At 38.1% G+C, this 21112-nt stretch carries 22 protein-coding genes; 14 read left to right on the plus strand and 8 right to left on the minus strand.

The window, feature by feature from the left end; genetic code table 11:
* Positions 1–2: 2 nt before the first annotated feature.
* From PR833_RS10710 to PR833_RS10725, 4 genes are all read left to right on the plus strand, one after another.
* The gene (locus PR833_RS10710) at positions 3–1127 is read left to right on the plus strand and encodes an ABC transporter permease (protein ID WP_169342274.1); all 1125 of its coding nucleotides are present in this window, start codon (positions 3–5) and stop codon (positions 1125–1127) included.
* 183 nt (positions 1128–1310) lie between these two features.
* Positions 1311–1874 (plus strand): alkyl hydroperoxide reductase subunit C, encoded by a 564-nt coding sequence (gene ahpC / locus PR833_RS10715; protein WP_004919611.1) that lies wholly within the window; start codon positions 1311–1313, stop codon positions 1872–1874.
* An 87-nt stretch (positions 1875–1961) separates the two neighbouring features.
* On the plus strand, positions 1962–3536 hold the full coding sequence (gene ahpF, locus PR833_RS10720; protein ID WP_036940177.1) for an alkyl hydroperoxide reductase subunit F: 1575 nt from the start codon (positions 1962–1964) through the stop codon (positions 3534–3536).
* A gap of 187 nt (positions 3537–3723) precedes the next feature.
* Positions 3724–3870, plus strand: coding sequence for an ogr/Delta-like zinc finger family protein (locus tag PR833_RS10725; RefSeq protein ID WP_272526094.1), 147 nt, complete (start codon positions 3724–3726; stop codon positions 3868–3870).
* A gap of 772 nt (positions 3871–4642) precedes the next feature.
* On the opposite strand, the gene PR833_RS10730 is transcribed toward PR833_RS10725, so the two are convergent.
* The 3 genes from PR833_RS10730 to pdxR form a co-directional block, all read right to left on the minus strand.
* Complete coding sequence (locus PR833_RS10730; RefSeq protein ID WP_272526095.1) at positions 4643–6331, minus strand: RNA-directed DNA polymerase; 1689 nt, start codon at positions 6329–6331, stop codon at positions 4643–4645.
* A gap of 421 nt (positions 6332–6752) precedes the next feature.
* Positions 6753–7334, minus strand: coding sequence for a YebB family permuted papain-like enzyme (locus PR833_RS10735; protein WP_004919702.1), 582 nt, complete (start codon positions 7332–7334; stop codon positions 6753–6755).
* 148 nt (positions 7335–7482) lie between these two features.
* Positions 7483–8964, minus strand: a complete 1482-nt coding sequence (gene pdxR / locus PR833_RS10740) for a MocR-like pyridoxine biosynthesis transcription factor PdxR (protein WP_249890302.1) — start codon at positions 8962–8964, stop codon at positions 7483–7485.
* 106 nt (positions 8965–9070) lie between these two features.
* Here pdxR and PR833_RS10745 point away from each other — a divergent pair, with 106 nt between their 5' ends.
* The 3 genes from PR833_RS10745 to PR833_RS10755 all read left to right on the plus strand — a co-directional run bounded on the left by PR833_RS10745 (position 9071) and on the right by PR833_RS10755 (position 10798).
* Positions 9071–9529 carry a GNAT family N-acetyltransferase gene (locus PR833_RS10745; RefSeq protein WP_004919706.1) on the plus strand — a complete coding sequence of 153 codons (459 nt, stop codon included), beginning with the start codon at positions 9071–9073 and terminating at the stop codon, positions 9527–9529.
* Positions 9530–9833: 304 nt separating this feature from the next.
* Positions 9834–10070 carry a hypothetical protein gene (locus PR833_RS10750; protein WP_004919708.1) on the plus strand — a complete coding sequence of 79 codons (237 nt, stop codon included), beginning with the start codon at positions 9834–9836 and terminating at the stop codon, positions 10068–10070.
* A gap of 146 nt (positions 10071–10216) precedes the next feature.
* Complete coding sequence (locus PR833_RS10755) at positions 10217–10798, plus strand: helix-turn-helix transcriptional regulator (RefSeq protein WP_014658333.1); 582 nt, start codon at positions 10217–10219, stop codon at positions 10796–10798.
* Between the two features lie 149 nt (positions 10799–10947).
* Here the strand turns inward: PR833_RS10755 and PR833_RS10760 are convergent, their stop codons facing one another.
* Positions 10948–11487 (minus strand): NADAR family protein, encoded by a 540-nt coding sequence (locus PR833_RS10760; RefSeq protein WP_004919711.1) that lies wholly within the window; start codon positions 11485–11487, stop codon positions 10948–10950.
* A 286-nt stretch (positions 11488–11773) separates the two neighbouring features.
* Here PR833_RS10760 and PR833_RS10765 point away from each other — a divergent pair, with 286 nt between their 5' ends.
* The 7 genes from PR833_RS10765 to PR833_RS10795 all read left to right on the plus strand — a co-directional run bounded on the left by PR833_RS10765 (position 11774) and on the right by PR833_RS10795 (position 17980).
* Complete coding sequence (locus PR833_RS10765; protein WP_061064052.1) at positions 11774–12682, plus strand: AEC family transporter; 909 nt, start codon at positions 11774–11776, stop codon at positions 12680–12682.
* Between the two features lie 183 nt (positions 12683–12865).
* A complete protein-coding gene (locus PR833_RS10770; RefSeq protein ID WP_004919715.1) occupies positions 12866–13174 on the plus strand; it encodes a hypothetical protein in 309 nt (102 codons plus the stop codon).
* 63 nt (positions 13175–13237) lie between these two features.
* A complete protein-coding gene (locus tag PR833_RS10775; RefSeq protein ID WP_004919716.1) occupies positions 13238–14704 on the plus strand; it encodes an AMP nucleosidase in 1467 nt (488 codons plus the stop codon).
* 87 nt (positions 14705–14791) lie between these two features.
* A complete protein-coding gene (locus PR833_RS10780) occupies positions 14792–15208 on the plus strand; it encodes a helix-turn-helix domain-containing protein (protein ID WP_004919718.1) in 417 nt (138 codons plus the stop codon).
* A 130-nt stretch (positions 15209–15338) separates the two neighbouring features.
* Entirely contained in the window at positions 15339–16298 is a 960-nt protein-coding gene (gene accA / locus PR833_RS10785) for an acetyl-CoA carboxylase carboxyl transferase subunit alpha (protein ID WP_272526096.1), read from the plus strand.
* Between the two features lie 44 nt (positions 16299–16342).
* On the plus strand, positions 16343–17035 hold the full coding sequence (locus PR833_RS10790; RefSeq protein WP_272526097.1) for a phosphohydrolase: 693 nt from the start codon (positions 16343–16345) through the stop codon (positions 17033–17035).
* A 42-nt stretch (positions 17036–17077) separates the two neighbouring features.
* Positions 17078–17980, plus strand: a complete 903-nt coding sequence (locus PR833_RS10795) for a LysR family transcriptional regulator (RefSeq protein ID WP_036940210.1) — start codon at positions 17078–17080, stop codon at positions 17978–17980.
* Between the two features lie 13 nt (positions 17981–17993).
* On the opposite strand, the gene PR833_RS10800 is transcribed toward PR833_RS10795, so the two are convergent.
* The 4 genes from PR833_RS10800 to PR833_RS10815 all read right to left on the minus strand — a co-directional run bounded on the left by PR833_RS10800 (position 17994) and on the right by PR833_RS10815 (position 20730).
* Entirely contained in the window at positions 17994–18464 is a 471-nt protein-coding gene (locus tag PR833_RS10800; RefSeq protein ID WP_014658339.1) for a DUF1456 family protein, read from the minus strand.
* A gap of 188 nt (positions 18465–18652) precedes the next feature.
* Positions 18653–18967 carry an AzlD domain-containing protein gene (locus tag PR833_RS10805; RefSeq protein ID WP_004919731.1) on the minus strand — a complete coding sequence of 105 codons (315 nt, stop codon included), beginning with the start codon at positions 18965–18967 and terminating at the stop codon, positions 18653–18655.
* Positions 18964–19665 carry an AzlC family ABC transporter permease gene (locus PR833_RS10810; RefSeq protein ID WP_004919733.1) on the minus strand — a complete coding sequence of 234 codons (702 nt, stop codon included), beginning with the start codon at positions 19663–19665 and terminating at the stop codon, positions 18964–18966. Before PR833_RS10810 ends, PR833_RS10805 begins: the two co-directional genes overlap by 4 nt.
* 225 nt (positions 19666–19890) lie before the next feature.
* Positions 19891–20730 (minus strand): AraC family transcriptional regulator, encoded by an 840-nt coding sequence (locus PR833_RS10815; protein ID WP_272526098.1) that lies wholly within the window; start codon positions 20728–20730, stop codon positions 19891–19893.
* Positions 20731–21112: the final 382 nt, after the last annotated feature.

Consider the following 21112-nt stretch of genomic DNA (forward strand, 5'->3'; position numbering starts at 1 on the left):
TGATACGTAAGTTACAAAACATATTTCATTTAGGTGTCAAAGAGCTGCGTAGTTTAGGGCGTGATAAGGCGATGATGGCGCTTATTGTTTTTGCTTTTACGGTGTCGATTTATTCATCGGCAACAGTGACGCCAGGCTCTTTGCATCACGCACCGATTGCGGTTGCTGATCAGGATAAATCACAGTTATCGAACCGTATTATCAATAGTTTTTATGCACCTTATTTTAAGACGCCGGCGGATGTAACTCCCGAACAGATTGATGGCCTTCTTGACCGAGGTACTTATACTTTTGCTTTAGATATTCCACCTAATTTTCAGAAGGATGTACTGGCCGGTCGCCATCCAGAAATCCAAGTGAATATTGATGCAACACGTATGAGCCAAGCGTTTTTAGGTAATAGCTACATTCAAAATATCACTTTAGGTGAAGTGAATGAGTTTCTTGCTAAGTACCGTAGTGATGCGAGTTTACCTGTAGATCTTGAAGTTCGTATGCGTTTTAACCCCAACTTAACGCAATCATGGTTTGGGTCGGTAATGGCAATCATTAATAACATTACTATGCTTTCGATAGTGTTAACGGGCGCTGCGCTAATTCGCGAACGAGAACACGGTACGGTTGAGCATTTAATGGTGATGCCACTAACTCCATTTGAAATCATGCTATCTAAGATTTGGTCAATGGGATTAGTGGTTTTGGTTGCCTCGGCAGTATCACTTCTGCTGGTGGTTAAAACCTTGCTACAAGTGCCGATCGAGGGGTCTATACTGCTATTTATGTGTGGCGTGGCATTAAGCTTATTTGCGACCACATCAATTGGTATCTTTATGGGTACGCTAGCTCGTTCAATGCCTCAGTTTGGGCTATTGATGATCCTTGTTCTATTACCGTTAAATATGCTTTCAGGAGGTATGACCGCACGTGAAAGTATGCCTCAGTTAGTTCAAGACATTATGCTGACGATGCCGACAACACATTTTGTGAGCCTTGCACAAGCGATTTTATATCGAGGAGCAGGGTTCCAGATCGTTTGGCCTCAGTTTATTGTCTTATTAATTATCGGTATCGTCTTCTTTTCATTCGCATTAATGCGGTTTCGTAAAACCATTGCAACCATGGCATAACACCTTGCTGTTGCAATTATGTCAAAAAACGCTTGCTGAATTGTTCAGTAAGCGTTGTAATATAGTGCCTATCAATTCAAAAATCATTGCAAGGCTGTGCCTATCAAATCGATAGTATTAACTGATTGGAAAAAAAGGCTGTAAACCAGTAACTTAATAATCAACCAAACAGGAGAACGTAAAATGTCTTTAATTAATACTCAAATCAAACCATTTAAAAATCAAGCTTTTAAAGACGGTAAGTTTATCGAAGTCACCGAAAAAGATGTGGCTGGAAAATGGAGTGTATTCTTCTTCTATCCAGCAGACTTTACTTTCGTTTGCCCAACTGAACTTGGTGACGTCGCTGACCATTACGAAGAATTCCAAAAAATGGGCGTTGAAATCTATTCAGTTTCAACTGATACCCACTTTACTCACAAAGCATGGCACGAAAGTTCAGAAACTATCGGTAAAATCAAATACACCATGATCGGTGACCCAACAGGTGAACTGACTCGTAATTTCGAAAATATGCGTGAAGCAGAAGGTTTGGCTGACCGTGGTACTTTCGTTGTTGACCCACAAGGTATCATCCAAGCTATCGAAATCACAGCAGAAGGCATTGGCCGTGATGCTTCTGATCTGCTACGTAAAGTTAAAGCTGCACAGTATGTTGCTAGCCACCCAGGCGAAGTATGCCCTGCTAAATGGAAAGAAGGTGAAGCAACTCTGTCTCCATCTTTAGATTTGGTTGGCAAAATCTAATCGAAAACTTTATTTCGAAAGTAGAAAGTAAAAACATACTGATGTTATCGGGTGCTATGCACCCGATTTTATGACCAAGGGGATCATATGCTCGATAACAATATGCAAGCGCAATTGAAAGCGTATTTAGAAAAATTGACTAAACCTGTTGAGTTAGTCGCTAATTTAGATAGCAGTAATAAATCAAATGAAATAAAACAGCTTCTAAACCAAATTGCTGCGCTTTCAGACAAGATTACTGTTCGTGAAGTACAAGATAATACTCAAAGAGTACCATCATTTTTAATTACTAACCCTGGTGTTGATAGTGGATTGCGTTTTGCAGGTTCACCACTAGGCCATGAATTTACATCGCTTGTGCTTGCATTGTTGCAAATTGGTGGTCACCCATCTAAAGAAGCACAAGAGTTATTAGATCAAGTGAAGGCCCTTGAAGGGGAATTCCATTTTGAAACCTATTATTCATTATCGTGCCATAACTGCCCAGATGTTGTGCAAGCACTGAATTTAATGGCAGTATTAAATCCAAATGTCACACATACAGCGATTGATGGTGCGCTGTTTCAAAATGAAATTGAAGAACGTAATGTGATGGGCGTTCCCGCTGTTTTCCTAAATGGAAAAGAGTTCGGCCAAGGGCGCATGACATTAAGTGAGATCATTAATAAGGTTGACACGAATGCTGACGCGCGTGCCGCTAAAGCATTAACGGAACGTGAACCATTTGAAGTACTCATCATCGGTAGTGGACCTGCTGGAGCATCCGCAGCGGTTTATACTGCACGTAAAGGTATTCGCACTGGTGTGATCGGTGAGCGTTTTGGTGGCCAAGTTATGGATACCGTTGATATCGAAAACTACATTTCTGTACTCAAAACAGAAGGGGCGATATTTGCGGGAGCACTGAAGAACCACGTTGATGACTACAATGTTGATGTAATTGATGGTCAGTCAGTGACTAAGTTAATTCCAGCAACAGAAGAAGGCGGTTACCACCAAATCGAAACAGCTTCCGGCGGAGTAATGAAGTCACGGAGTATCATTATTGCGACAGGTGCCCGTTGGCGTAACATGGGAGTACCTGGGGAGCAAGAGTATCGCACGAAAGGCGTTACATTCTGCCCACACTGTGATGGTCCGTTGTTTAAAGGCAAACGCGTTGCTGTGATTGGTGGAGGTAACTCAGGTATTGAAGCAGCTATTGACTTAGCGGGTATTGTTGAACATGTAACAGTATTGGAATTCGCGCCTGAATTGAAGGCGGATTCAGTACTACAAGATAAAGCACGTAGCCTGAAAAATGTTGACATTATCGTTAATGCTCAAACATTGGAAGTGAAGGGCGATGGTAGCAAGATGACGGGTCTTGAATATAAAGACCGTACTGATGATAGTGTACATTTATTAGAAGTTGCAGGCGCATTTGTACAAATTGGCCTGTTGCCAAATACCAATTGGTTAGGTGATACCGTTGCACGTAACCGTATAGGCGAAATTGAGGTGGATGCACGTGGCGAAACAAATGTGAAAGGTGTGTTCGCTGCGGGTGACTGTACTACTGTACCTTATAAACAGATCATTATTTCAGCCGGTGAAGGTGCAAAAGCCGCACTTAGCGCATTTGACTACCTAATCCGCACAAGTACCAGAACCGCTGAATAATTGTTAATTCAGTAGGTTGTACCCAAAGGCACTCGGGGGCGAGTGCCTTTTTTTGTGCATATGATTAAGTCGTGCCGAGATTATTTTAACCGCCTTAGTGAGTGATATTTAAACTAAATCAGTCAGCAAAGATAAGATTCATTTCATGTACTTAAGGTAAATCATACTCATAACCCAAGGTTATAAAATGGCGTTCAATTGTCTAGAGTGTGGCGTTGTGATTTATATCAAAACCAGCAAATCCATGAGTAGTGAGACTCGTAGAAGTTACCACCAATGCCAAAATATGTTGTGTGGCTGTTCTTTTACGACAATAACCTCAGTGGAGATTTAGCTCACAAAAACAATCCCACAAGAATTGCCAGAAGGATTTGGAATCCCGATGGATGAGTTACTTAGATCACATCGGGGAGAGAAGCAGATGGAGATGTTTTGAAAGGGAATGATGGCTCTTTGAGCTACATTAGGATATATTTCATTTTACATATGAATATATTAATTAAATTAATATGTTCATGGTCGTTTTTTGAGTATAGAGATTAAAAGGAAGAGTTAAAAAATGAGAAAGGTAATTAAGAACCCTAAAGATTGTAATGAAACAGATCTTAAATTATTTAAAAATTTAGTAAATGAAAATGGAGAAGTATCAATAATAGGTTTAGGTTCGAGAATATGAAATGCTGAAAACCTTATATTTATCTATGATGACCAAGATATACTTACAGCTGTTGGAGCAATAAAACGCTCAAATGCTAGATATAAATCTGATGTTTTTAAAAAAGTTGGGTATTCAGGTAATATTGAGCTTGAATTAGGTTGGTTATCTGTTTCAAAGACGGTAAGAGGTAAAGGTTACAGACGAATTTTAATGGAGTCAATTTGTAAGGCTTTATCTAACACTCTGTGTTTTGCTACTACGCGTGAAAATAATACAGCAATGCACAACTATTTAATGAGTTTAGTTTCTCTAAAACAGGAAACCCATATGAAAGTGACCGAGGTAATTATTCCCTTGTACTTTATTTGAAAAAATAATTGGAAAAGGTGAGATGATTTTAACCATCTCACATCTGTTACAAATCTTAGTAATCTACTTTTTAACGATACTAGAACTCACTTTCTTCAAATTCATTTTCGTCATCATCAGTATTGTCGAAATACTCTTCATCTAGTTCATCAAATTCGAAATCATTTCTTATATCTAAATCAGTGGAGAATAAATCAATAGATTGATTTTCATTATTAACTCTAGGTTTAAAAAATAATGGCGATGAGCTCTCGGCTTTGTAGAAGTAAATGTTTTCTTTTAAAAACAAATTGAATATTGGATGAGCTTCGATGAAATCAATCGATTTATTTCCTAGCCAATTTCTTTTCCCTGCCTCATAGCTTATTAGCCAATCAGAACCATTTAAAGCCTCTTTGGTAGCATACTTGTTTAATTTTTCTTGTGAGAAAGAAGTATTCGTAGTTAATAAGTTGTTGTTTTGCATATCAAGCAATATTAAATTACAAATATCGTTATTAATACTCTCAATGGAATCAAAAACAGGTTTTGTTATTTTTATTTTAAACTCTTTACATAACCATAATAACCAGCAAACCTCATTGTGATGATCTGAGTTAGAGTGCTCAGTTAACATATTGAAACAAAATATTTTCACATTAGATTTGTTTATATCATATCCATTTTTTTGATATGTTATTAAAAATCTAGATATTAACTCTATGGTATTTGGAAAACTATAACCTATTTTAAATAAATAAGATTCAAATATATCCCAATTTTTTTTCTTTATTATATTAGATGATAATTGTTTCAGTGCATATTTAGCAATGCTTTCATCTTTATACTTACTTTCAAGATTAAATGTAGATGAAAAATAATCATGAATATCATTTTTTTGTTTGTTTATCTCATGTGAGATTTTTAATTTTTTTATGCTATAGCGCCAAGACTCTTCAACTAGTTCTTTTGATTCAATAATTTTAGTTTTCGCTGCATTTATTTGTAGTTCAAAATCTCCAACAATTCTTACTAACGCAGCTAATGCTTTTTCAGCTGCATTCCTACTTTCAAAAAACAAATAAAAATCATCAACATAGCGAAATCCTTTAGGCCATCCATTTAATGCATCTTTTAGCTGAATATCGATAGATGTCCCAATTATTTCGGAAATAATATGCGATGTATCAGGCCCTATGGGTAACCCCACAGTTTGGCCATCTTGGAGGTTTCGACAATATAAATCTAATTTATTTGGTAGCCATTTTTTATCGTGCATTCTTTTTTTTGAATTTAATTTATTATCAAAGGCCCAAGGTATTGAGTGCGTGTATATAGAAGGGAAATAAGTACTAATATCAGTGATTAACGCATATTTATAACCAGAGGATTTAATTATTTTTTCGTCATATAACGAACTAAATTTCGTCAAACTTATGGCTCTTACTCCATGAAAGTCAAAACTTGGTTTACTTAAGCTGATTTTGCTTTTTTCATAGTGTTCATAGATCTCGTTCCAATTATTGGAAATTTCTCTTGCTAAAATAAAGTAGCTTACAGGGTTTAAAATAGAGGTTGTTCGCCTATAAAATGATGATCTAGCAACACTATATTTTATTATTTTAGTCCATTGAGACAATGGGTTATATCTTCCTGGTTTTTCTTTTGATGTTTTATCTAACTCATTATTTATAGTTTCAAATTTATCTGCCCAAGATAAGGACTCAAAACAAGGAGGTAACTGAATTGGGAAAAATCCTTTTTTTAAAAGCTGTTGCAGTATTTCCATTTGAATTCTCTCATGTAAAAAGCGGTTATATAAATAATTATACAATATTATAGTATTTTTCAATAAATTAACTAAATAGTTAATTGGATTTAAGTCTGATAGGAGTAACTAGTGCGTTACGTAGATGAATTTTTCAACTAAATGTAATGTATAAAGCCTCTTATCAAAAGAGGCTTTATGAGTGTGGTCAATATGTGGACATCAACCATTGACTAAATCCATTTAAATCACTTTTATAACGCTGTACTTAGCGTATTTGACTATAAACACACTCAATTACCAGAGTTGCAGAATAATCATTAATTCAGTAAATTGTATCAAAAGACACTCGATTGCGAGTGTCTTTTGTACGAAATTATCATGCAAAATAGCTTATTCTCAAAGCAACATCCCAACAAGCCAAAGATTATCGCAATCCGAACTAATGAATATCCTCGTGACTGCGGTAAATTAACTCTAATTGCGGATGACTCCATAAACTGGCGGGGGTCACTGTCGCACGCTCCCAAGGAATATGACCGATAAACCACAATTTCCAAAAGTTAAGTTTGGCTTCGGGGTTTTTACTTAATAAATCTTTAAAAGTTTCAATTTCACCTACGTTAATTGAAAGCGCTGACTGGTAAATATCAAATACAAATTTCGAGCAGAACTGGCGGGAAGAGTGATAATCAAAGCCAGTATGATAAAATTTATTAAGTCTTGAAGGAACTTCTGCAACTAAAGCTGCTTTTTGTTCATCCGTTAGGTGGTGAGTAAGTCGGCGAACACCATATCTTTGCCCAGCCGAACGTTGAATAAAGCGAGTCAAAGTCGTGACAGTTGATAGCGGTACTCGGCTTTCTGCTACTAAATAATCTTGCCCGTTATGACCAATTATCAAGCCAACATGATTGCTCCAACATAAAGAGGCTGACGCTATTTGGCGAAATAACGTAGTGCCAATACTTGTAAAGATAATATCGCCGACCTCGAGGTTTTTAGGGGGAGTATTATTTGTCATTATTCATACCTCTCAATAATTTTAACTCTGTTTGATAGTAATCCCTGACAAAGAGTAACAGCAATGAGAATACGGATTAAAATCGCGTATTAAATTAAATAATACGTTTTCGTTTAGGTTATATTGATTATAGGTTATGCAACTCAATTTATTTTATTGTTTGTAGGGCATGGCTCAATGCGATAATACTACGCGTAATCTCAGTTTCAGTATGTGCAGCATAACCGAATAAAATAGCGTTGTTTTCATGACTATTCATACAATAACGAGACAGTGACTGTACACCAAAACCTAACTGATGGCAGGTAGAGAGTATAAACGGCAAACTAATTCCCGGCTTTAACCAACAAACAGCATGGATCCCTGAATCTGTTTGCTCAACGTTAAATACATGGGGCAAATAGGTGTTAATTGCACTAATTAATGCATTTTGGCGTGAATAGCAAACTTTACGAACTTTACGCACATGGCGTGCATAATGCCCCTCTTGAATAAACTGTGCTAAAGCGGCTTGTTCTAAGTAACCTGAATGGCTATCACTGTAATATTTCATCATAGTAAAAGGCTCGATCAGAATTTTTGGCACAATTAAAAATCCTAAACGAAAACCCGGATACATCATTTTAGAAAAGGTGCCGGCATAAATAACACGTTGATGCGCATCAAGCCCTTGAAGTGCTTGAATAGGTTTAGATAAATAGCGAAATTCACTGTTGTAGTCATCTTCAAAAATCCATGCTTGATTCTTGTTTGCCCACTCTAATAGCGCTAATCGTTTTGTTAAGCTCAAAGTCGTACCAAGAGGAAATTGATGGGAAGGGGCGGTGTAAACTAAGCAAGCGTCAGGGTAAGTTTGTGCGGCCATCGTAATATTCATTCCATCACTCTCAGAAGGAATTGGGCAAATATTGGCTCCACGAGCAGTTAAAATAGCTCGCGCACTGTCATATCCAGGATCATCTAACCAGACTGAGCTACCTTGTTGTAATAATACGCTTGCGGTTAAATTAATCGCCTGCTGAGTACCATTTACAATAATAATTTGCTCTTCGCTGCAATTAACCCCACGCGTTGAGTGCACATAATCGACTAATATTCTTTTTAGTGGCGGATAACCTGCCGGATGATTGTAGTGAGGAATTTCTTGTTTTGATCTTCTCCAAACCCTTCCTAGTAATCTTCCCCATAAATCATGGGGAAACTGATCAACGCAACCAATGCCGATATTGAACATCTGTTTTTTATTCGTATTAGGCCGAGACGTTTTCCATAATGTCGCTAAATGACTCATCACGGGATTGAGATTAGGTGCAGAATATTGCTGTTTATCGAGAGGATCTGTCTTGGATGTTAATTTAACCAGCTCATCAGGTATGGTTGTAGAAACATAGGTACCAGAGCCTTGACGAGTAACTAAATAACCCTCGTCGATTAATCGTTCAAAACCAGCAATGACTGAATTGCGAGATATCGACATCATTTCAGCAAAAGCACGACTCGAGGGCAGTTTGATCCCCGCAGATAATCGCCCATCAAGAATGGCATTTCTGATGGTGTGATAAACATTTTCTTTAATACAACCTGCTTCTAAGAGTAAATGAGGGAAGAGAGCTTGCGGTTTACGTTTCATTAGAAGTGGATCCTAAATAAATAGCAAAAGTGTATCTTATTTAGTACCAGATTGATATGTAATATAACGCCATTGTTTTATATGTCGAATCGTTAAAGGATATATCATGAATAACAATATGTTACCTGTTACTGTTGAGTTTGTGTCACCCGAGCATTATCCGCAATGGCTAGTTTATTGGTTGCAGTATCAAGAATTTTATAAAGTGGATTTAAGCGAAGAAATCACATTAAAAACATGGGAGCGTTTTTTCGATGAAAATGAGCCTATGTATTGCGCCGTTGCACTTGAAGGTGAAAAAGTGGTTGGTTTTGTCAATTACCTCTACCATCGCTCCACATGGGCGGAAAATAATTTCTGCTATTTGGAAGATTTATTTGTTTCGCCAGACGTAAGGGGGCGTCAGGTAGGAAAACATCTGATTGAATTCGTGCATGAACAAGCAAAAAAACAAGCTTGTGGACGTCTGTATTGGCATACGCAGGAAACCAATTTACGAGGGCAGCGCTTATATGATTGGGTTGCTGAAAAACCAGGTGTGATTGAATATAGAATGCCGTTGTAATCTTTTAGTGATTTATTCATGAGATAGGTTACATACCCACTCATCATCCGAAGATTTTTTATCCTACTTGTGATCTCTTGGCGATTTCTGCCATCCCCACTGTTTTTGCGAGCGGTGGGGCTTTTATCTCCTTTGCTATGCTCATTGTTTTAATTTCAGACAAAGTTCAAAGTAGCTTTTTGTTAAGTTATATCCGACTGTTATTGAAAAATAACAGTAAACAATCACTACATGTGATATTCAAAGGAAAACACCTTGTTGACACCCGTCAACGAAGTAACTACAGTACGGATACAGGAGGGAAATGAAGAGACATCCAAACAAACACATTCAATCAGCGATTGAATATGCTGTCTCTAAAGGCTGGGTTTTGGTATCAGCGGGTCATAGTTCGCATGCCTTTTGCCGTTTACGCTGTGGTGACGCGAATGATGCACATCAAAACCATCAAATGAGCGTGTGGTCCACACCAAGCCGTCCTGAGGATCATGCTAAACAGATCAAACGGAAAGTTGATAGTTGTTATCGGTCTGGAAATTAATTTAAGGCGGCATTGCCGCCTGTTTCAAGCGAATAATCTAGGGGATGAGAAAGGTCACCTAGAACGGTATAGATAATAAAATGGTCTCAGTTAAAGGTATCTATTAACGAATCCATTAATGTATGGCGAGTATCAAGGAGAAGACAGTGTCACTATACAATTTCACGTTGGTGCTTTCAGGTGTTAATGCTGATACCCCAGGACTCGAAGATGCGCTGTATGAAAGTGGTTGCGGTGATGCGCTAATCTGTTTTTATGGTAAATCGGTCTATCTAGAATTTGATAGAGAGGCTAAATCATTAGATGATGCAATTGAGTCAGCTATCCATCATGTTGAAACATCTGGGTTAGGGGCAAGAGTAGAATCGGTTGATTCGGTGCTCGTCGGCTTGAGTGATATTGCTGATTTAACACATCTCTCAAGGCAAGCGGTTGCAATGCTGAAAGATGGTAAGCGGGGTGCAGGGGATTTTCCAAACCCAATACAGCGTATTAAAGGCCAATCCCCTTTATGGGATTGGGCTGAGGTTGCTAATTGGTTACAAATTAATGGCAGGTTAAATCACCATCCTGAATTAGTGACGAATGCGAAGGCATTAAGTAAATGGAACTTGGCATTACGATCAAGTGTATGTGATGATTTGCTTGAAGTTGAAGCGATAACGAAAAAAATCGTCGATAATAGGCAAAAAAGAGCAGCATACGCCGATAAAACGAATGTTAAATAACCAATCTTAAAATACTCCCTTATTGACATAAGGGGGTAACTTTAATGCTCATGATATCTAAGCCGCCAGCTACAACTCGAATACTCAATGCTTGTGGTAGCAGGGAAGCCAATTTTCTTGGTTCAATGTTAGAGTGAGTAAGGAATGTTTTAAGTTGCTAGTTGTTTACGTACTTCCATAAGCGCAAAACCTAATAAATTGAGCCCTTTCCAAGTGAGAGGGTTCTCGATATTTTCACTATCTTCAGCAAGGCCGATCCCCCATATTTTATCAACAGGGCTTGCCTCCACTAATATTCTTTCATTGGTATTTAATAAAAATGTTTTTAACTCTTCATTTTGTGAAAACTTAGCAAGATTTGCTGCGACAACAATATTAAATCTATGTTCATCCCATATGCTCTGTTGAAAGCCTCGTACCTCTCTACCGAATGCTTTTGCAGCGCCAGGATTTGGGGCATGGATAATTTTCTCGAAACTTTCATTGTCATCAAATAATCGTGCTTTTTCTGCCATCATAAAATGTTCAGCACTGGCAAAGCGATTGCCTTCAACCATAAAAGTAGCTGGATACCATTGGCTCAGGCAACTCTTGGTAACTTGTTTTTGTTTTGATTGATGACCCCAGAAAAAGAGGTATTTCAATTTTTTACCTGTTCGGTATTGTTTGCAAAGGGTTTGGATATCCATAATAAATTGTTCTAATAAATTTCTATTGGGGTAGCGTATCGATAAATTCTTCGAAATACCATAAGAAAGACCTGTAGTTATAGCTTAAATAGATTGATTAAAAAGTAACTGGCAAGTGTTGAAAATTAAATAAAACGTGAGGCATCAGACATTTTTTATAAATGATATAAAAAGTCGCATTTTCACGCATGAATAGAGCCATTTTTACCTAACTATTACATTTTGTTAACGATACAGTAAGCCCTCTTATTGGGTAAGGTTATTAACGAAAGTAAAGTATAAAAATATGGAACAAATATTGTTAGTTTTATGGCCTTTATTTGCACTGATAGCAATGGGTTTTATATTACGTCGTTCATCGCTGTTTTCGGTTGATTTTTGGCCTAGCGCTGAAAAACTGAACTATTTTATTTTGTTTCCTGCTTTATTGATTAACAGTTTAGCGAGTGCCCCACTTGATAGCCCTAAACTGCCTTATCTCGCGGGTGCGATATTTTTTGTGCTTATTATTAGCAGTGTATTAGTTCTAATTTTTAAATTACTTTTTAAAATGCCAATACCACGGTTTGGTGCTCATATTCAAGGTATTACCCGCTTTAATACTTATTTAGGGCTTGCAATCATAGCCGATTTATTTGGTACTGATGGCATAGCGATTGCTGCCGTCATTATGGCGATACTGGTGCCAAGTTGTAATGTTATTGCGGTCTTAGCATTAACCACTGGCTCTAAAGTTTCTATCAAACAGTTATTTTTACCGATCATTAAAAACCCGTTAATCCTCTCTTGTATTATTGGTATTTTGCTGAACTTATCTCCAATAGGATTACCTTTTGGTTCAGGACAACTATTAAAGCTACTTGCGGCAGCGAGCTTACCATTAGGGTTAATTTGTATTGGCGCGGCATTGCAAACATCGACGCTCAGGAAAGAATTTAAGCCGCTAATGACCTCTACGCTGTTACGTTTATTAGCGATGCCAGTATTAGCGCTTTTAACAGCAAAATTATTCTCATTACCGGAGTTTGAAACCGCGTTATTTGTGATTTTCTTTGCAATACCGACGGCGCCGACGGCTTATATTTTAACTCGTCAACTAAATGGTGATAGTCAGCTTATGGCAGGCATCATCACTTTGCAGACCGTAATTGCTGTCGTGACATTACCATTCATTCTTACCCAGATAATACATTAACTCATTGCTGCTATCGTTATTTAGCTTAAGTGAGATAATGGGTTTGAAGAGAATCGCTTTGTTAAAATATGGGGTTAATTTTGGGGATAAAATGGTGGTAGGAATAACGCATTATGACAGTTTTAGATAAAATATGTCTAATGGCTATATCTACATTCAAAATTCTGTTTATTGAGAACGCTAATGCCATTTTGTATTAATCAACAACCCCAAATAAACCAAACACTCTCGATTCCCAGTTCACGCGCGATAGAGGCTATTTTTAGTTCACCCGAGAAGCTCACAACCAAAGAATCTGAGTTGATGGGGATAAAAATTAAAGGTATTAAAAATAATACGCTATTTGTCGTTGAAAGTAATACTGGGCAGCCATTAAGCCTCAGCAAAGCAGAATTTCAATGGCTTTTTGAAACCAAGGTTGTAAGGCGTTTACAACCTGAAAAGACGAATTTTTTATCCCCAACGCGAATGTATAAAGGCTTGTTTGAATAATATTAAAGACATACACTGCTGCTTGATAAGGTAATAATATCATTTGATGATAAGGGGTCATGTGTGTCTTTAGAAAAATGTCAAAATAATGAAAATCTATCTATTGATGAGGTATTAGATAAACTTTCATTGCTGTACACAAATGCCATTGATTCTTTAAGAAGTGCCATTGCAGCTTATGTGACTGATGGGCAATTACCTGATGCGGATGCCCGCAAAAAGGGATTATTTGCCTATCCTGAACTATGTGTTGAGTGGCATGGTCAAATTGATCATTGCGTAAAAACGAGAGCATATGCACGTTTTGTTAAGCCCGGACAGTATCGTATTACGGTGACCCAGCCGGATCTATTTCGTCAATATTTAACCGAGCAACTGAGCATTTTACAGCAAGATTATGATGTCACTTTTTCTGTTTACCCCTCACAAACTGAAGTGCCATACCCGTTTGTGATTGATGGTTCTGATTTAGCTTTAGATAGAAGTATGAGTAGCAGTCTAGCGGCTCATTTTCCTATTACAGATCTTGCAGATATTAGTGATGATATTACCGACGGTTTATTTCAATCCGCAGAGGAGATGCCCCTTTCTCACTTTGATGCTTTGCGTGTCGATTTTTCCTTAGCGAGACTGAAACATTATACGGGAACGCCGCCAGAACATGTGCAACCTTATATTTTGTTTACAAATTACAATCGTTATGTCGATGAGTTTGTAAGCTGGGCTTGCGAGCAAGTTAGGGATCCGAATAGTCGTTATGTTGCATTATCCTGTGTAGGGCACAATTATTTAACGGCTGAAAACGCTGACCCACAAATTGCCACGTCTGATCTCACATGGAAAAAATTCCAAATGCCAGCGTATCATCTGATCGCGAAAGAGGGTGTAGGAATAACATTAGTTAATATTGGTGTTGGTCCATCGAATGCAAAAAATATTTGTGATCACTTGGCGGTATTACGGCCACACGCATGGTTAATGATAGGCCATTGCGGCGGCTTACGTGAAAGTCAAAAAATTGGTGACTATGTATTAGCTCATGCCTACTTACGTGATGATCATATTTTAGATGATGTTTTACCCCCTGATATTCCCATCCCAAGTATCGCAGAGGTACAAAGGGCACTGTACGATGCAACGAAACAAGTCAGTAATATGCCAGGTGAATTAGTTAAGCAACGGCTAAGAACAGGTACGGTGGTAACAACGGATGATCGTAACTGGGAATTACGCTTTTTTGCAACGGCCCGCCGTTTCAGCTTAAGCCGTGCTGTTGCTGTAGATATGGAAAGTGCGACTATTGCAGCTCAAGGTTATCGTTTTAGGGTGCCATATGGGACGCTATTATGCGTTTCTGATAAACCATTACATGGTGAAATCAAATTACCAGGGCAAGCAAATAGCTTTTATGAAGGGGCAATTTCAGAACATTTGCAGATTGGTATTCGAGCGATTGATCTTTTGCGACAAGAAGGCGATAAACTGCATTCAAGAAAATTAAGAACCTTTGATGAGCCTCCTTTTAGGTAATAAAAAAGTATAGATACCGAATCAATGACATTTGCAGTGGCAAATGAAAAAATGAGGTATGGGTGAATTAAGCGAGTTATTAACGCCATGGTTGATGAACTAGATATTTCTGAGGTGAGTGAGCTATCGGGCTTACCGCCATCGACGTTGCGCTATTACGAAGAAAAGGGGTTAATTACCCCGATTGGTCGTAAAGGTTTGAAGCGTGTTTATCATGGTAAAGATGTGATGACTCGCTTATCACTTATTGCTTTAGGGAGAGAAGCAAAATTTTCACTTGATGAAATAAGCACCATGTTGAATCAAAGAAATGGACCAACGATTGATCGTGGCTATTTAATAACAAAAGCAGAGGAAATTCAAAAAGTCATTGATGATTTGTCGGCGTTAAAAAAAGGTATTTTGCATATCGTCAATTGCCCTGAAGAAAATCATTTAGCCTGCCCTAAATTTCAAAAAATAATGTCGATAGGCCTACGAAATAGCCGAAAATTCAGCCAATAAGGCATAATCTAGTGGGTATAACCGCGTGATTATCCCACTTTTGATAACAATTTATCCCATTTTCCTTCATAGAAAGCCTTTTAGATCTTAACTACACTTTAGGTATTGCTACACTGATTTAAAGGGTCCTATGTCTACTCACTTCTTAGCATTTGAAAAACCTATCGTCGAACTTAATGAAAGAATCGACGCCTTAGTGGCTTTTAAACAAAATAGCCAACAGCCTGATATTGATTTCGATGAAGAGATCAAGTTGCTGGAGAAAAAATGTTTAACACTGACAAAGAAAATTTTTTCTCAGCTTGGTGCTTGGGAAATAGTTCAACTTGCAAGGCATCCATTGAGGCCCTATACCCTAGATTATATTTCGCTGATTTTTACGGAATTTCATGAGTTGGCTGGAGATAGGGCATTTGCGGATGATAAGGCGCTTGTTGGTGGTCTAGCACGCCTTGACGGGCAACCTGTTATGGTTATAGGTCAACAGAAAGGGCGTACCACAAAAGAAAAAGTGATGAGAAATTTCGGTATGCCTTCCCCGGAAGGTTACCGTAAGGCATTAAGGTTAATGAAGATGGCTGAGCGTTTTCATTTACCTGTAGTGATATTCATTGATTCTGCGGGGGCATATCCCGGTATTGGTGCAGAAGAGAGAGGGCAAGCTGAAGCGATAGCACGAAATATTATGGAGATGTCTTGCCTAAAAACACCTATCATTTGCGTGATAACAGGGGAAGGTTGCTCTGGTGGTGCACTGGCAATAGGGGTTGGCGACCGTATTAATATGTTGGAGTACAGCACATATGCGGCAATATCTCCGGAAGGTTGTGCTTCAATCCTTTGGAAAGATGCACAAAAAGCGCAAGTTGCTGCGGAAACAATGGGAATGACAGCCAAAAGGCTCAAGGAGCTAGGTATTATTGACACTATTATCCCTGAACCGCTCGGTGGCGCACATCGCGATTATGTATTAGCGAGTGAAAATTTAAAACGGCAGTTGCTTATTGATTTAGAGGCTCTCAAAAAACGGGATGTTGATCTATTATTGGCCGAAAGATATCAGAAAATTATGGCGTTTGGTTACTGTTAAGCCATGATATAGTCATTTTTATCTGAAGTCGTTTGGTGATAGAAATGAATATAGAGCAATGGGCGAATGAGTTTGATAATTACCTGCTAAAAAACTGGGCTAATGATGATAATGCCCATAATATTTTTCATCTTAGACGAGTTTGGCGTACGGCACAAAAAATTATGGAGCCAATAGAACAAGTTAATCCTTTGGTTGTATTGGCTGCCTGTTATTTTCACGATTTTGTCTCATTGCCGAAAAATCACCCCCAAAGACACCAAGCATCTTCTTTAAGTGCTGATAAAGCGGTGAGTATTTTTCAGTCTCATTTTCCAAGCCTACCTGAACATTACTATGAACCGATTGCTCACTGTATTATCACCCATAGTTTTAGTGCTCAGCTCGAACCAAAAACGATTGAAGCGAAAATTGTTCAAGATGCGGATAGGTTAGAAGCACTTGGCGCAATTGGCTTAGCGCGTGTTTTTGCCGTTAGTGGCCAACTGAATAGGGCGTTATTTGATGCAAATGACCCTTTTGCACAAAATAGGCCACTGGATGATACTCAATGGGCTTTAGATCACTTTCAGCAAAAATTACTTAAATTACCGAGTACTATGCAAACTTCAATGGGAAGATTGCTCGCCACTCAAAATGCGAATTATTTAGTACAGTTTATGGCGAAATTAAGTGCTGAATTAAAGGGGAATAGTGTCCAGTTTGATGATCATATCATCGAACAGTTTTGGCTCTAATTAAGGTAGTGGCTTGATGTATTCAATAGGGATAGGCGATAAATGTCGGTTGATCTGAATTTATTAAGAGTTTTTGTTTCTGTGGCGTCTCAGGGCAATTTTGCTCGTGCCGCACAACAACTGTCTATGCCGACATCGAATGTTAGCCGGAGTATTAAGCAATTAGAAACTCAGCTCAATTGTCGGTTAATTGAGAGAACAACGCGGAATATGAGGCTGACAGAGCAAGGTGAAATATTATGGAAGCATAGTCAAAATCTCTATGCAGAGCTTGATGATATATTGAGCCAAATAAGCCATCGTGAGAGATTAACAGGAACATTACGGCTCACTATTCCTAGTGAGACGGGAAGCCTACTATTAGCCGACATAATCACCGATTTTGCTCTGTTGCATCCACAATTAACGCTTCATTGTGATACTCAGCTTATGCCTTTAGATGTGATTAATGATGATATCGATTTATTATTAACGTTCCATCGGGGTGAATTAGGCGATAGCAGCTATCATTCGAAATTAATAAAAGCTTGGCCGAGCGTTGTTGTGGCGGCTCCTCATCTTATTGAACAAACGGGCAAGCCGAAAAACCTCACGGAGCTAGCTAATATGCCTTGTATTTCAAGTTTAAGTGCAATAGCCGGTCAGCCATGGATATTTATCGATCAACAAGAACGCCCTCAAAAACTCAATATTAATAGTCGATACCGAGTTAATAGCGGTATTTTAGCTAAAGTTGCTGCATTAAAAGGGATTGGCTATGCCATTTTAGCGATGGAATCTTGCCAACTAGATATTGAGCAAGGTTTACTTGAAGTTATTGAGTTTGATGAGCGACCCGCTCCGATTGAATTACGTGCAGTTTATGCGAGTCGACGTTCATTATCACCGAAGATTGATGCTTTTTTGCAATATTTAATCCCATTATTTGCCAATAAGAAGGTGTAATTGCCAGACTCAATCATGCTGAAGTATGGCGTAATTTCAGGGTGAGTCCTTTTAGAAAATAGCGCAGTAATTGGTCACCACATTCACGGTAGTTTTTATGTTCGGGGTGACGAAATAGGGCGTTAATTTCGGGTTTAGATACTCGAAAATCGGCTTTTTGGTAGATTTCTATCATATCGGTATCTTTTAATGCAAAAGCGATACGGAGTTTTTTAAGGATAATATTATTGTTGATATGTGTTTCAACTGTCGGAGCAGGGTGGTTATCGCTTTTACCTCGACGAAAATAGACTAAACCGTTAAGGAAGTGAACCAAGGTTTTATCATTACACTCCCTATATTCGGGGGAATCATCTTTCTTTAGCCAACTTACTATTTCTGCTTTGGTCACCGTTAAACCAGAGAGCTGCATAATTTCCACCATCTGGTTATCACTAAGGTCTAGTATGTAGCGAATACGACGTAAAACATAATTATTAAGCATGGCTATTGATTTTCCATAAATTAAGTTTTCTAAATCAATCACCAATGATAGTTATCAATGTTGAGATTCAAAAATATTGAGGCGTTTTAAGAAAGGCATACTAGAGAGTAATTTTGTTTTTATCAATATAAGAATGCGTAAAATAGACGATTTTAGCCTACCTTACGCATATTGTGTCTGACGTTGAATTAGCCGATAAAATAGATGAGACTATAAAAAAAGACTAAGGTTAACCCAACAGTTAATAGCATATTTTTCAGTAACGCCGCGGCAACGACGCAAAATAAAGCTCCCCATAAATAGGGGTTATCAGGGAAATCCCGCAACGCATGATTATCTAACAGGATCACCGGAGCACAAATTGCGGTTAATAAGCAAGGCGCTGAATAACCGAGAGCCTGTTTAATAAACAGTGGCAACCTAACAGGAAGCTGTGGGATCAGAAAAACGTAACGTAAAGAGAAAACAATAACCGTCAGTGTCAGGATCAATACCCAAATCATTTTTCTTCCTTAAGTAATCGAGAAACCATAACTGAAACACACATCCCCCCAACACCCGCGATGACAATCGCACTACTTATTGAATATAGAGAGAGGGTAACGGCCACAACTAATGAAAATATCACGCCACAAATTGTGCTTATTTTCTTTGTCAGTGGAACAACAATCGCTAATAGTGTCGCAACCACAGAAAAGTCTAAATGTAAGCGACTTAGGTCAGTAATGAAATTGGCCATCATAATGCCAAGAAGGCTGGTGATTAACCAAACAATATAAAAACTGAATCCAGCACCAAATAAATAAGGAAAACTGAGTGGCTGCCGTTTAGCAGCACTAATAGCAAATAGTTCGTCTGTTAATAAAAAGCCAATGCTTAAACGTTGAGTGGCAGTAAAATCCTTAACATGAGGCCGCATTGTTAGGCCGTATAGCAAATGCTGTGAAGTAATAAAGAAGACAGATATAATAATAGTGATATAACCCGCCCCAGAATTAAGTAAACCTAAAGTAACAAGTTGTGCTGCGCCAGCAAATATCATCGCTGACATAGAAATACTTTGCCAAAATGAAAGTCCGGCTTCAACAGCCATTGAACCTGCTAAAACACCCCATGGGATCACTGCTAAATTCAATGGAGTCATGTGCAGAGCCCCATGAGTAAAAGCACGTTGCCATTGGCTACGTTGTTGTGAATACATTGATTTAATACCTTTTTTGCTTCGTTATTTTTATCATACTGTCGAGTTGAGATGGCTGATAGAATAAAATTGCTCTTGATATGAGTGTATTATCACCAATGCCATGGCATAAAAGTAAATAACTAGCCTTTAATTTACACAATGTGGACAATCTGCACGCAATATCCCCAGCTATCTTTTAAGCAATAATAAAAGCGGTTATTCAGCCGATAACGGAAATAAGGGCTAGCATAAATGAATGCCGCCACTGGTAATATGCCGCGTATATTGGCTAGGTGTGACCCCAATGGATTTCTTAAAATGCCGTGTGAAATGGCTCTGATCAGAAAAACCACACTGGTTTGAAACATCAGCAGGTTTCTCCCCTTGTAATAGCAATTTTTTAGCTTTGTATAATCTTGCTTGGATTAAAAATGTATGGGGGGTTGTGCCTGTATGTAATTTAAACTGACGTAGAAAATGCCACTTACTTACCCCAGCAATTGCTGCTAACTCACTTAGGGAATGATCCTGTTCTGCGGTGCTCATGATTAGGTCACAAATATCCTGCATACGTTGTTTTGCAGGGGGAATATCATTGGGTTGTACTCGGCTTTTGTTGTATTTCAAAATAAGCCAGCTCATTGATGAGAGTAATAAGGTCTCTTTGAATAAGGTGTTATTGGGTTGTAATAATAAATTAAATAGTAAATTTAACTGAGCTGCTAAACCGGGATCTTGGATCACTGCGTTAGGGAACCAAGGGATCACTCCGTAGTTATCCGTTTTTAAATCTAAGGTTAAGCGTTGAAACATTTCAGGGGTAGGATAAATAGCTTTATAGGCCCAGCCGCCAGCTACAGCAGAAGAGCCTGTATGGATTTCATCCGCATTCACCACAATAATGTCGCCTTTAGGTGCATAATGGTTTTCACCAGTACGAAAAAATTGCTGAGCACCATCTTCAATCACACCAATACAAAAGCCTTCATGGCTATGGCGGGAAAATTTTTGTTGATGGTACTGGGCTTCTATCATTTCTAAGCCACCCAGTTCTCGCAAATGAAAATAATTGGCACTTTCCATCCCAATACCTACTCTTTACCCATGATAAAAACGGAATATAAACACACAGTTATATTGCATTAAACGTATGCTATTTATACCCTTAATCTTAATTATTTTCACTATCACTACCCAATGACCTATTTTGGGTTATTATTTCAATGATTTTTAATATTACGGAATAAAAACCCAAGATAAATGTTAGTGTCAATACGATTCTATTTTTAGTTTGTTTCGTGAATTATTGGTTCATGAAAATCAATATTTTTAGATTATTCAGCCTAGTTTTTGGTCTATACATGGCATATTTGCCCATATTTTTATTTGCGTGTAGTGATATCTTTTATCGTAAGATAACCCCGTGTATCATAGTCAATATTAACTGAATATGTTTATTTTTTGT

The sequence above is a fragment of the Providencia sp. PROV189 genome (assembly GCF_028480065.1).
GTDB lineage: Bacteria > Pseudomonadota > Gammaproteobacteria > Enterobacterales > Enterobacteriaceae > Providencia > Providencia stuartii.